Source organism: Streptomyces sp. GbtcB7 (genome assembly GCF_019091445.1).
In the GTDB taxonomy this organism is placed as follows: Bacteria; Actinomycetota; Actinomycetes; order Streptomycetales; family Streptomycetaceae; genus Streptomyces; species Streptomyces mirabilis.
Window position 1 is genome coordinate 558,722 of record NZ_JAGXJM010000001.1, and the last position, 12,728, is coordinate 571,449.

Here is a 12,728-nt window from a genome sequence, read left to right on the forward strand (position 1 = left end):
GCGGATGCGGTGGTGCTGCGGGCAGTTGGGGAGCATCTGGGGGCGCTGGCCGGTGCGGACCTTGCGGTCCGTGTGCGTATCGGGACGGGGAGGCGGGGGCGCCGTTTGGGAACTACACCATCAGCATCCCCCCACCGACGGCACCATCACTGTTGTCCTGCCCGAACCCCTGCGCCGGCAGCACGCGAACGCACCGCGCGGCCGCTATGTCCTGGATGCGGCGGCGGTCTTCAACCATCGCGGTGAGCAGTGGGCTGACCGGGTCGGCGTGGGTGCCCCGGTGCGCTACGACATCACCTACGACCCCGTACGGAGGCGCTGGTACCTCGACGCCTCCTGGTCCACGGTGAAGAAGGGGCGACAGGTTCCCGTCCCGACGCTGGACGTCCTTCGCGCGCACCCGGTCCTGGCGGTGGACGTCAACGCCGACCACCTCGCCGCGTGGATCCTCGACCCGTGCGGCAACCCCGTCGGCGCGCCCCGTACCCTTCCCCTGGAACTGGCGGGCCTTCCCGCCACGACCCGGGATGCCCGGCAAAGCCTTCCGCCGCACGGTGACCGGGATCCCGACCGCGAAGTTCCGCGATCGGCTCGCCGGGATGGCCCATCATGCCGGTCTTTCGGTGATCGCGGTGGACCCGGCGTACACGAGCAAGTGGGGCGCCCAGCACTGGCTGGGTGCTTTGAAAGAGATCTCTACCGGTTCGACCACCGTCACGCCAGCCGTCCCCGAAACGCCGAGTCACCGCACCCCGGGCCGTACGGAGCGGACAGCTCCGGCCAGGACGACGCGCAGCACCACACCCGTGGTGCGTCAGACGCGAGCGCGCCCGCCCGAAAAGCACCCGCCCCACGGCCCCACCACCGTTCGGGGGCCCAGCGTTCCAGACCAGCAACTCACTCTGTTCGGGATGTCTGATAGGCCAACACCGGCCGATTAACATAGGAACGGTGACTGATTTCGACGTACTGCGCGTCTTCTGCGGGCCCGGTGGTGAACACGGCAACGAGCTCGGTGTGGTGCGCGAGGGTTCGGTGATGCCGGATCCGGAGGAGCGGCAGGCGTTCGCCGCGAAGCTCGGGTTCAGCGAGACCGTGTTCGTCGACGACCCCGAGCGCGGGGTCGTCGACATCTACACCCCGACCCTGCGGCTGCCGTTCGCCGGGCATCCCTGTGTCGGGGTGGGGTGGCTGCTCGACATTCCCGAACTGGTCACGCCCGCCGGGGTGGTGGGGGTGCGGCTGGACGGGGAGTTCAGCTGGATCGAGGCGCGGGCGGAGTGGGCGCCGGGGCGTACGTTGCGGCAGTACGTGTCCGCCGACGAGGTCGACGCGCTGGCCGTGCCGGAGCCGGGGGAGTGGGTGTACGCCTGGGCCTGGGAGGACGAGTTGGCCGGACGCGTGCGGGCCCGAGGCTTTCCCGGACGGGACGACGGCATCGTGGAGGACGAGGCGACGGGGGCGGCGGCGCTGCTGCTCACCGACCGGCTGGGCCGCGCCCTGAACATCGTCCAGGGCGCCGGCTCCCAGATCCTCACTGCGCCGCAGCCGGGTGGGTGGGTGGAGGTGGGGGGCCGCGTACGACTGCTCCGAACCTGAACGCCTCCCAGGTGCGGTTGTCGCCTGCGGGTGCGTCGTGGCTGGTCGCGCAGTTCCCCGCGCCCCTACGGGATCGGGGCTGCGCCCCGGATCCCCCGCCCGCCCGATTCGTTTGGCTGCGGGCCGGTGGGGGTTGGTCGCGCAGTTCCCCGCGCCCCTGAAAGCCCTGGGTCGTCCGGCGTTCCAGGACGAGGCCGTTCAGGCCGATCGGGGGGTCGTCGGGTGCCGGGTCAGGCGGTGAGGGGGAACTCCTCGCCCAGGGCGTGGAAGACCGCCGTGTTGAGGGCGAACGCCCGCCTGCACTCGGCGACGATCCGCTGCTGCTCCAGCTCGTCCGCCCGCACCCCGTCCAGCAACTCGCGATACCCCCGCTTGAACGCGGCCGGATTACCGATGTCCTCGAAGACATAGAAGCGGACGCCGTCACCCTTCCGAGCGAAGCCCCAGGTCTGTTCCGCCTTGCCCCGGATGATCTGACCGCCGGAGAGGTCGCCGAGGTAGCGGGTGTAGTGGTGGGCGACGTACCCGCCGGGCCACTTGCGCGCACACTCGGCGACCCGCGCCGCGTACGCCTCGGTGGCGGGCAGCGCGGTGAGCGTCGCCCGCCAGTCCGCACCCCGCAGATGCGTGAGGTCACGCTCCAGCGCACCGCGACGCAGCAACTCCGGCCGGATGAACGGCCCGGCCACCGGATCGGACGCCAACCGCTCGGCGTCCGCCTCCAGCGCCTCGTACACGAACCACAACTGCTCGGTGTAGCGCGCGTACGCCTCGACACCGAGCCTGCCGCCGAGCAGGTCGCTCATGAACGTCGAGGTCTCAGCCTCCATGTGCTGCTCGTGCGACGCGGTGCGGATCAGCGTCGAGAACGCCGTATTCATGGGACCTCCGGTGCCGAAGAGGACGAGAACCAGTCAGAGTCTTGTATGGTTAGGCTTACCTAAGTCAATGGCTTCTGGGTAGGTTCCCGACACCCTGTCGGTAAAAACGTACCCCGCCGGGCGACAAAAAAAGCCCGCCCTGTGATCAGGGCGGGCGAGGTGCGACGAGCGATGAACCACGAGCGATGAACCGTGAGCTACGGGCTATGAGCTACGGGCACGCGGCTACGGCAGCGTGAGGATCTCCGTACCGCTCTCCGTGACGACCAGCGTGTGCTCGAACTGCGCCGTCCGCCTGCGGTCCTTCGTCACGACGGTCCACCCGTCGTCCCACATGTCGTAGTCGTGCGTACCGAGCGTGAGCATCGGCTCGATCGTGAAGGTCATCCCGGGCTGGATGACGGTCGTCGCGTGCGGGCTGTCGTAGTGCGGGATGATCAGTCCTGAGTGGAACGAGGAGTTGATCCCGTGCCCCGTGAAGTCCCGCACGACCCCGTATCCGAACCGCTTGGCGTACGACTCGATCACACGGCCGATGACGTTGATCTGGCGGCCCGGCTTGACCGCCTTGATCGCGCGGTCGAGAGATTCACGGGTCCGCTCGACGAGGAGCCTCGACTCGTCGTCCACGTCCCCGACGAGGTACGTCGCGTTGTTGTCGCCGTGGACGCCACCGATGTACGCCGTCACGTCGAGGTTGATGATGTCGCCGTCCCGCAGCACCGTGGAGTCGGGGATGCCGTGGCAGATGACCTCGTTGACCGAGGTGCACAGGGACTTGGGGAAACCGCGGTAACCGAGGGTGGACGGATAGGCGCCGTGGTCGCACATGTACGCGTGCGCGACCCGGTCCAGCTCGTCCGTCGTCACGCCCGGCGCGATGAGCTTCGCCGCCTCGGCCATCGCCTGCGCGGCGATCCGCCCGGCGATCCGCATCACCTCGATGGTCTCGGGGGTCTGTACCTCCGGACCGGTGTACGGCGTGGGGGCGGGCTTGCCCACGTACTCGGGGCGCCTGATGTTTCCCGGAACGGGACGGGTGGGAGAGAGCTCTCCTGGTACGAGCAGCGACTGGCCAGACATGCCAGCGAGTCTAACCAGCGGGCATGGGGGCACTATGTCCGTGGCGAAAGGAGCAGGTCATGGCCCTCTTCAAGAAGCGGACCGTAGGGAAGCCGGGCGAGTGGTACTACTGCCTCGTCCACCAGAAGGTGGAGGAGGGCCCCGAGTGCCCCGCGAAGGACCGCTTCGGCCCGTACACCACCCGTGAGGAGGCCGAACACGCGATGGAGACCGCCCAGGAGCGCAACCTCGAGTGGGAAACGGACCCCAAGTGGCACGACGCGACGGGCCCGACCCCAGAAGACGACTGACAAGACCCACGACACCGGCCACCGAGCCGCTGGGTGCGCCGGCCGACGGGCGCTGAGGGGGCGGGCCGGTCGGGTGCCGGGCGCCGAGGCGCGGGTGCCCAGGCTCCGAGCCGCCGGGGCATCGAGGGGTTGGAGCAGCAGGCGCTGAGGCATCGAGAGCCCGGGCAGCGGGGCACTGGGCACCGAGGCGCCAGGTGCTCAGCCACCGGGCCACCGGGACGGCGTGAGGGCGCTGCGCCCTGTCGGCGCGCGGACCCGCGGGCGCCGATGGTGGCCGGCCCCCGCGGGCGACCCGCACCAGCCAAGCGACCGTCACGGGTGGTGCGGGTGGGAAAGAACAGCCTGGCCCCGAGCGGAGCGCATCCGTACCGCGTGCTCATTCGTCCGTACGTCGTACCTCATCAGCTGCGGCAGGCACCACGCCAACACCCCCACCGCTCCCACGCAGACCACACCCCCGGCCCAGATCGACGCCCGTACCCCCGTCCAGGCCGCCGTCCCGCCCGCCCGTACCTGCCCCAGCTGGGGCCCGACGGAGTACGAGAGCAGTTCGATCCCGGCGAGTCGCCCCCGTAGCTCGTCCGGAATCGTCTGGTCCCACATCGCGCCCCGGAAGATCCCGCTCACCATGTCGCAACAGCCGCCGAGGACCAGGAACAGCAGTACCAGCCACACGTCGTGCACGGTCCCCGCGCCCACCATCGCAAGCCCCCAGCACGCCGCCGCGAACGCCACCATCCGCCCGTGCCGGTGCACACGCGAGGTCCACCCGCTGGTCAGCGTCACTAGCATCGCCCCGGCGGGCAGCGCCGCGTACATCAACCCGAGCGACCACGCGGCGTGGAGCTCGTCGGCGAGGAACGGCAGCACCGCGAGCGGCATCGCGAAGAACATCGCGGCCAGGTCGATCACGTACGTGCCGAGGAGTTCCTTGCGGTTCCACGCGTACCGCGTGCCCTGGGCGATGGAGGCGAGCGACGGCTTCGCGGCCTCGTGCGCGGCCGGTGACGCGGCGAGTCCGATGATCAGTACGACCGACACCACGAAGGTCACCAGGTCCACGGCGTACGCCCAGCCGAGCCCGGCGTACGCCACCACGACGCCCGCGAGCGCCGGCCCCGCGACCCCGCCGACCGACCAGCGTAGGGAGTTGAGGGAGGCCGCGGCGGGCAGGTGCTCGTGCGCCACGATCCGGGGGACGAGCGAGTCGAGCGCGGGCCGCTGCACCGACCCGAGCGCGGAGGACAGCGCGGCGACCACGTACAGCGGCCACACCGCCGGACGCGGCATCAGCGCGTTGACGAGCAGTCCGCCGCACAGCAGCCCCTGCCCGGCCTCCGTGTAGAGGATCAGCTTCCGTTTGTCGAGGGCGTCGGCGAGCGCCCCGCCGTACAGACCGAACACGATCAGCGGTACGAGTTCCACGGCCCCGATCGCCCCCACGGCCACCGCCGACCCGGTCAGCACCTTCATCTGCACCGGCAGTGCGACGAAGGTCAGGAAGCTGCCGAAGTTGGTGATCAGCCCGGCCAGCCACAGCCGCCGGAAGTCGGCCGACGCCCGCCAGGGCGCGAGATCGGGCAACAGCGACCGCAGTCGCGCACCGGCACCGGCACCGGCGGCGGATTCGGCGTGCGCTGCTGGCAGCGCGGCGGGGGATACGGGGGCGTCGTCGGTCACGACGGCTCATGCTGAGCGGCCGCCCACGACGGCGGCAACTACTTTTCCGCCGCCCAGCCGCCCGCTGTGTCCTACCACCGCGCCGCCGGCGGAGCCGTCAGCTGGTCCGCGAGGCGGGAGAGCCGGTCGCGGAACCGGCGCCGCCCCCGCGGGGAGGGCAGGGAGTTCTCCCCGGCCGCCGCGCTGACGAGGTGCTGCACGGTGTCGAGGTCGAGTTCCTGATCCGGCGGCACGGTCAGCGACTCGTGCGCCATCGCCCCCAGCTCCCGGTCACCGGCGTCGAGCGCGAGCACGGTCGCCCCGGCCCGCCGCGCGTCGTGGACCCGCTCCAGGAGCGGCGCCCCGGGTGCGGCGGGCGACACCACGAGCAGCGTCTCGCCGCGCCGCGCCGCCTCGATACGGCCGAGGCCCACGGCGAGATGAGCCGGGTCCGAGGCCCGCGCCCCGTGCCGCACCAGCGTCGGCGACAGCTCCGGCGTCCCCGACCAGGCCGCCTCGTCCACCAGATGTGCGGCCAGGTGCCACGGCTCGTACTCCGCCGTGCCCACGAGGAGCAGCCCGCCCCCGTACGACACCACGGACCCTCGCAGGCCCTCCGCGAACCGCCGCGTGGCACCCAACCACTCGGTCCCGGCGAGGACTTCGCGCAGCAATGCGACCCGTACGGCATCCATGCGTACGCATCCTGCCGCAATCGGCAACTGATCAGGCGGAGTTCACCATGAATTCGCCCAAGTGGGGCAGATCCCGGCGCATGACGGAGACAACCGGAACCACCACGGCAACAACCGCGGTCACCAGCACCCCCTTCCACGCGGGCCGCGAAGGCTACGCGAGCTTCCGCATCCCCGCTGTCGTCGCCACCCCTACACCCACCACACCTGTCACCACGCCCGCCCCCACCCTGCTCGCCTTCTGCGAGGGCCGGGTCGACTCCGCCGCCGACCACGGCCACATCGACATCGTCCTGAAGCGGTCGACGGACGGCGGCCGCACCTGGGGCCCGCTCCGGGCCGTCGCCCGGAACGGGAACGACCTCGCGGGCAACCCCGCTCCCGTCGTCCTCGACACCGGCCGGATCCTGCTCGTGCACGTCCGCGCCGCCGCCGGCGCGACCGAGGACGCCATCCTGCGCGGCAGGGTGAAGCCCGCCGACGGGCGCTGCGTCTGGGTGCAGCACAGCGACGACGACGGCGTCACCTGGTCCGCCCCCAAGGAGATCACCGGGCAGGTGAAGAAGGCGGACTGGCGGTGGTACGCGACCACGCCCGGGCACGCCGTCCAGCTCGGCACCGGCCGGGTCGTCGTCCCCGGCAACCACACCCTGCCGCCCACCGGTACGGACACCGGCACCGAGGCGAAGTACAACAGCGGCCACTGCCTGCTCAGCGACGACCGCGGCGAGACCTGGTCCCTCGGGTACGTCGACGAGAACACCGACGGATACGTCAACGCCAATGAGACGACCGCCGCCGAACTCCCCGACGGGCGCGTCTACTTCAACACCCGCAACGACTCCCCGTCCCCCGGCAACCGTGCCGACGCCCACTCCACGGACGGCGGCAGGACCCTGGTCAAACCCTTCCGGCCGCAGGCGGGCCTGGTCACCCCCGTCGTCCAGGGCAGCCTGCTCCAGCTCCGCGACCCGGACCTGCTGCTGTACTCGGGGCCCGCCGACCCCGCCGGCCGCGCCCTCATGACCGTCCGGGCCTCCGCCGACGGCGGCACCACCTGGCGGCCCGCGTACACGGTCGACGGACTGCCCGCCGCCTACTCCGACCTCGTCCGCGTCGACGGGGCGACGGTGGGGCTCCTCTACGAGACGGGCGACTTCGGGCCGTACGAGACGATCACCTTCCGCCGAATCCCCGTGACGGCCCTCACCTGAGCACCCGAAGCCCCCGGGGCGAGAACCGCGACACGTAAAGTCGGCCCATGACCTCTACTGACAGTGCACAGAAGGCCCCCGCGAAGGACCCCTGGGACCTTCCCGACGTGTCCGGGCTCGTCGTCGGCGTGCTCGGCGGCACCGGCCCCCAGGGCAAGGGCCTGGCCTACCGGCTCGCCAGGGCCGGCCAGAAGGTGATCATCGGCTCGCGTGCCGCGGAACGCGCGCAGGCCGCCGCCGAGGAGCTGGGCCACGGTGTCGAGGGCGCCGACAACGCCGAGTGCGCGCGACGCAGCGACATCGTGATCGTCGCCGTACCGTGGGAGGGGCACGGCAAGACTCTGGAATCGCTGCGCGAGGAGCTGGCCGGCAAGCTCGTCGTCGACTGTGTCAACCCGCTCGGCTTCGACAAGAAGGGCGCCTACGCCCTGAAGCCGGAGGAGGGCAGCGCCGCCGAGCAGGCCGCCGCCCTGCTGCCGGACTCCCGGGTCGCGGCCGCCTTCCACCACCTCTCCGCCGTCCTCCTCGAGGACCCGGAGATCGACGAGATCGACACCGACGTGATGGTCCTCGGCGAGGAGCGCGCGGACGTCGAGATCGTGCAGGCGCTGGCCGGCCGCATCCCCGGCATGCGCGGTGTCTTCGCCGGCCGGCTGCGCAACGCCCACCAGGTCGAGGCACTGGTCGCGAACCTGATCTCCGTGAACCGCCGCTACAAGGCCCACGCCGGCCTCCGGGTGACGGACGTATAGCGGTCGTACGGGCATGGGGGACACTGGACGCCGTACGACCTCGTAGACCTCGTCCGAACCGTCCCGACAGGAGCCGACCCCCATGCCCCGCCTCGCCCTCTACGCCCTCGCCGTCTGCGTCCTCTCCGTCGTCGCGGCCGTCGTCTCATTCGTCCAGGGCAGCTGGCTGGGGATCGTGTGGGTGCTGCTGGCCGGACTGTCGTCCAACATGACGTGGTACTACGCGCGGCGCGGCAGGTCCGTCAGCTGACCGAGCAGAACTCGTTGGTGCCCTGCCAGAAGCGGTAGAACTCCTGACCGCAGTACGTCTGGATCTCGTTGATCCCCAGGCTGTTCAGGATCGAGTGGATCACGTCGAAGAAAGCCGTGTTCACCGACGGGATCCACAGCACCGCGAACACGAACAGCAGGCCGAACGGGGCGAACGGCTCCACCTGGCGCTTGACGTTGTACGACAGCCAGGGCTCGATCACGCCGTAGCCGTCCAGGCCCGGGACGGGCAGGAAGTTCAGGATCGCGGCCGTGACCTGGAGCAGAGCGAGGAACGCCAGCGCGAACTGGAAGTCCCGCGGCACGCCGTCCAGGGCGTGCAGCCAGAACGGCGCCGTGCACACGACGGCGAACAGCACGTTCGTCAGCGGACCCGCCGCCGAGATCAGACTGTGCTTCCAGCGGCCCTGGATCCTGTTCCGCTCGATGAAGACCGCTCCGCCCGGCAGACCGATCCCGCCCATGATCACGAAGATCACCGGCAGCACGATGCTCAGCAGCGCATGCGTGTACTTCAGCGGGTTGAGCGTCAGATAGCCCTTCGCGCCGATCGAGATGTCGCCGCTGTGCAGGGCGGTGCGCGCGTGCGCGTACTCGTGCAGGCACAGGGAGACGACCCAGGCGGCCGTCACGAAGAGGAACACGGCCACACCGGGCTGCTCGGCGAACCCGGTCCATGTCGCCCACCCGGTCACCGCCATCACGGCCACGATCCCGACGAAGACGGGGCTGATCCTCCGGTCGCTGCTGCGACGGGAAGCGGCGGTGGTCATGGGGCTCCTCGGACTGGTACGCATGGTGCTGGGCCTGCCCGACCGTACCGGGCTCGCAGGGAAAACGTCTCGCGATCGGTCATTGGTTCCGGAGAGGGTGGGGGCCTGAGACAGTCATGCCACCGGAGACAATGGACCCCGTGCGCTACCGGATCCTTGGCACCACCCAGGCACTCCGCCCCGACGGCACGCCCGTCGTGCTCGGCGGGGCGCGGCTGCGTGCCCTCTTGACCGTGCTCGCGCTGCGGCCCGGACGGACCGTGCCCGCGGCCGTTCTGGTGGACGAGGTGTGGGACGGCGATCCGCCCGCCGACGCACCGGGCGCGCTCCAGGCCCTGGTGGGACGGTTGCGCAGGGCGCTCGGGCCGCAGGCGGTGGACTCGGGGGACGGCGGCTACCGGCTGGCCGCGGGCGCCGACGACATCGACCTGCACCGTTTCGAGCGGCTCGCGGGGGAGGGCGTACGCGCGCTCGCCGACGGCGACCCCACGAAGGCGGCCGAGGCCCTCGACGACGCCCTCGCCCTGTGGCGCGGGCCGGCCCTCGCGGACCTCCCGGACCGGGCCGCCGAGTCGGCCCGCTGGGAGACCCGCCGTCTCGACGTACGGCGCGCCCGGTTCGCGGCGGCCCTCGCCCTCGGCCACGCCGAACAGTCCCTGCCCGAACTCACCGCCCTGTGCGACCTCCACCCGCTGGACGAGCCCCTGCACGTCCTGCGTCTGCGCGCCCTGCGCGACGCCGGCCGCCCCGCCGAGGCCCTCGCCGCCTACGAGTCCGTACGGGAGCTGCTGGCCGACCGCCTCGGCTCCGACCCCGGCCCCGAACTGCGCGCCCTGCACGAGGAGTTGCTCAGTCCGGCCGACGACGGCGGCAGGGCGCACGCCCAGCGCCCGCGACCCCGCTCCGCGGACCGGACCGAGAGCCGGACCGCACCGGCCGGGCGCGGCCACCCTGCATCCCCGCCCCCCGGCAACCTCCGCGCCCGGCTGACCTCCTTCGTCGGGCGGGCGGCGGACATCGACACGATCCGGGAGGATCTGGCGGCGGCCCGGCTCGTGACGTTGCTCGGGCCCGGTGGGGCCGGCAAGACGCGGCTGTCGCAGGAGGCGGCGGAGACCGTGGCGGACACCGCGCCGGACGGGGTCTGGCTGGCCGAACTCGCGCCGGTCGACGACCCGAAGGCCGTGCCCGAGGCCGTGCTCACCGCCGTCGGAGCCCGCGAGACCGTGCTGCGCGGCGCCGGTGCCGAGGAGATGAGGGCCGCCGCCGACCGTCACGACGACCCCCTCCAGCGGCTCGCCGAGCACTGCGCCAAGCGCCGCATGCTGATCGTCCTCGACAACTGCGAGCACGTCGTGGACGCCGCCGCGCGTCTCGTCGAGGAGCTGCTGGAGCGGTGCCCGGGCCTGACGGTGCTGGCCACCAGCCGCGAACCCCTCGGCGTACCGGGGGAGTTGCTGCGCCCCGTGGAGCCGCTGCCGGAGCCGTTCGCGCTGCGGCTGCTGGCCGACCGGGGGGCCGCCGCCCGCCCGGGATTCCGGGTGGAGGACGACCCCGCGGCCACCGCCGAGATCTGCCGCCGCCTCGACGGACTGCCGCTCGCCATCGAACTCGCCGCCGCCCGGCTGCGGATGCTCACCCCGCGTCAGATCGCCGACCGGCTCGACGACCGGTTCCGCCTGCTGACCTCCGGCAGCCGTACCGTCCTGCCGCGCCAGCAGACCCTGCGCGCCGTCGTCGACTGGTCCTGGGACCTCCTCGACGAGGACGAACGGGACGTGCTGCGGCGGCTGTCCGTCTTCGCGGGCGGCTGCGACCTCGCCGCCGCCGAGGCCGTCTGCGGACCGGCCGCCCTGGAAGCGCTCGGCTCGCTCGTCGACAAGTCCCTCGTCGTGGCCGCCCCTTGGGGGGACGGCGAGATGCGCTACCGGCTCCTGGAGACCGTCGGCGAGTACGCGGGCGAGCGGCTCGACGAGTCGGGGCAGCGCCCCGCCGCCGAGCGCGCCCACCTCACGCACTACCGCGAAGTGGCCCGCACCACCGACCGCCGGCTGCGCGGCCCGGGCCAGCGCGCCGCCATCGCACGGCTGGAGACCGAGTCGGAGAACATCCGCGCCGCTCTCCAGCACGCCGTCGCCGCCCGCGACGAGCAGGAGGCGCTCTGCCTGGTCCTCTCCCTGACCTGGTACTGGCAGATGCGCGATCTGCGGCTGATGGCCCGCCACTGGTCCCGCGAGGTCATGGCCCTCGGCCCGGACCCCTTCGCCGAGCCCGTGCGGCCGGCCGCCCCGCTGATGGAGAGCTGCACCGACACCCCGCCGCCGATGCGCCCCGAGGTCCTCGAAGAGGCCCGCCGCGGTGTCCACCTCGTCCATCTCTCCTGCATGGACATGGACATGGCGGCCTGGGACACCCCGCAGGCCAAGCGGAAACTGCGCGTCATCAGCGAGACCTACCGCCCGGGCCAGCCGCAGACCTGCCGCAGCCCCGGCAACCTCTGGTTCTACGCCGTGATCCTGACCGGCGACATCGAGCGGATGCGCTCCGTCATCGACGCGACCGTCCAGACCTGCCGCGAACTCGGCTACGAGTGGGAACTCGCCGTCGCCCTCCAGATGCGTGCCAACATCCTCGCCAACCGGGCCACCTGGGCGGGCGACGCGACCCGGGACGCCGACGAGGCACTGGAACTCTTCACCCGGCTCGGGGACGCCTGGGGCGCCGCCGAGGCGCTCTCCGCACGCGGTGAGGCCCACGAGCGCCGGGGCGAGTTCACGCTCGCCGCCGCGGACTACACGGAGGCCATGACCCGCGCCGAAGGGCTCGGCGCGCACGCCCAGACGGCCGTCCTCAACACCCGGCTCGGTGGTGTGCTCATCGAGTCCGGCGACACCGAGCGCGGCGAGCGGTTGCTGCGGCAGGTCCTGGAGCGCGGCGACGGCGCCTACAACGAGGCCATGCCCGCCTCCCGGCTGTTCCTGGCGATGTGGCTGGCCCGCAGCGGCCGGGTCGCCGAGGCGCGCGAAGAGATGCGGTTGCTGCGCGCGAACTTCGAAGCGGTCACCTTCGTGGTCTTCGACGGGTTCGTGGTGGGCGTCGAGGCCTGGCTGGACGCGCTCGATGGGCAGCACGAGTCCGCCCTGGAGAAGGTGCGGCAGGCGCTGGCGCGGGCGGGCGACCCGTTGTCGCAGATCATCGCCCCGCACATGCCCTCCGCGCATCTGACCACCGCCGCCATCGCCCTCACCGGCCTGGACGGCGGCCGCCGCGTCCGTGACGCGGCCGTGCTGCTCGGGGCCGCCGACCATCTGCTGCCGCCCGGGCACTTCGTGGGCCCGATGGAGGACGAGGTGCGCGCACGGGCGGAGGCCGACGTACGGGCCGTGCTGGACGACGCGACGTACGAGGCCGCGTACGCCGAGGGCGGCGGGCTCTCCCTGGAGGAGGCCGCCGCCCTCGTGTGACGCGGACCGGGGGGTGACGCGGACCGGGGTTTCCGTGGTCCTGTGCGC

The 12,728-nt window shown here is 72.0% G+C and carries 11 protein-coding genes; 6 read left to right on the forward strand and 5 right to left on the reverse strand.

Annotated elements, in window-relative coordinates; all coding sequences use genetic code 11:
• Positions 1-951: 951 nt before the first annotated feature.
• Positions 952-1,599 (forward strand): PhzF family phenazine biosynthesis protein, encoded by a 648-nt coding sequence (locus KVT44_RS02535; protein WP_217565899.1) that lies wholly within the window; start codon positions 952-954, stop codon positions 1,597-1,599.
• Between the two features lie 230 nt (positions 1,600-1,829).
• Here KVT44_RS02535 and KVT44_RS02540 read toward each other — a convergent pair whose 3' ends face one another.
• Entirely contained in the window at positions 1,830-2,480 is a 651-nt protein-coding gene (locus tag KVT44_RS02540; RefSeq protein WP_217565900.1) for a heme oxygenase (biliverdin-producing), read from the reverse strand.
• Between the two features lie 225 nt (positions 2,481-2,705).
• Positions 2,706-3,563: a type I methionyl aminopeptidase gene (map, locus tag KVT44_RS02545; protein WP_217565901.1), complete on the reverse strand. Its 858-nt coding sequence runs from the start codon at positions 3,561-3,563 to the stop codon at positions 2,706-2,708.
• A gap of 59 nt (positions 3,564-3,622) precedes the next feature.
• Between map and KVT44_RS02550 the strand changes: the two genes are divergently transcribed.
• The gene (locus KVT44_RS02550; protein ID WP_075026519.1) at positions 3,623-3,853 is read left to right on the forward strand and encodes a hypothetical protein; all 231 of its coding nucleotides are present in this window, start codon (positions 3,623-3,625) and stop codon (positions 3,851-3,853) included.
• A gap of 312 nt (positions 3,854-4,165) precedes the next feature.
• On the opposite strand, the gene KVT44_RS02555 is transcribed toward KVT44_RS02550, so the two are convergent.
• Together KVT44_RS02555 and KVT44_RS02560 are read right to left on the reverse strand one after the other, a co-directional pair.
• Entirely contained in the window at positions 4,166-5,500 is a 1,335-nt protein-coding gene (locus tag KVT44_RS02555; RefSeq protein ID WP_254648905.1) for an MFS transporter, read from the reverse strand.
• Positions 5,501-5,604: 104 nt separating this feature from the next.
• On the reverse strand, positions 5,605-6,207 hold the full coding sequence (locus tag KVT44_RS02560; protein ID WP_067363306.1) for a hypothetical protein: 603 nt from the start codon (positions 6,205-6,207) through the stop codon (positions 5,605-5,607).
• A gap of 80 nt (positions 6,208-6,287) precedes the next feature.
• Here KVT44_RS02560 and KVT44_RS02565 point away from each other — a divergent pair, with 80 nt between their 5' ends.
• The 3 genes from KVT44_RS02565 to KVT44_RS02575 all read left to right on the forward strand — a co-directional run bounded on the left by KVT44_RS02565 (position 6,288) and on the right by KVT44_RS02575 (position 8,423).
• Positions 6,288-7,421, forward strand: coding sequence for an exo-alpha-sialidase (locus KVT44_RS02565; RefSeq protein WP_217565903.1), 1,134 nt, complete (start codon positions 6,288-6,290; stop codon positions 7,419-7,421).
• 47 nt (positions 7,422-7,468) lie between these two features.
• Complete coding sequence (gene npdG / locus KVT44_RS02570; protein WP_190168570.1) at positions 7,469-8,173, forward strand: NADPH-dependent F420 reductase; 705 nt, start codon at positions 7,469-7,471, stop codon at positions 8,171-8,173.
• A gap of 82 nt (positions 8,174-8,255) precedes the next feature.
• The gene (locus tag KVT44_RS02575; protein WP_180293024.1) at positions 8,256-8,423 is read left to right on the forward strand and encodes a hypothetical protein; all 168 of its coding nucleotides are present in this window, start codon (positions 8,256-8,258) and stop codon (positions 8,421-8,423) included.
• Here KVT44_RS02575 and KVT44_RS02580 read toward each other — a convergent pair.
• Entirely contained in the window at positions 8,416-9,216 is an 801-nt protein-coding gene (locus tag KVT44_RS02580; RefSeq protein WP_217565904.1) for a site-2 protease family protein, read from the reverse strand. The genes KVT44_RS02575 and KVT44_RS02580 overlap by 8 nt on opposite strands.
• Before the next feature lie 131 nt (positions 9,217-9,347).
• On the opposite strand from KVT44_RS02580, the gene KVT44_RS02585 reads away from it, so the two are divergent.
• On the forward strand, positions 9,348-12,680 hold the full coding sequence (locus tag KVT44_RS02585) for a BTAD domain-containing putative transcriptional regulator (protein WP_217565970.1): 3,333 nt from the start codon (positions 9,348-9,350) through the stop codon (positions 12,678-12,680).
• Positions 12,681-12,728 lie beyond the last annotated feature (48 nt).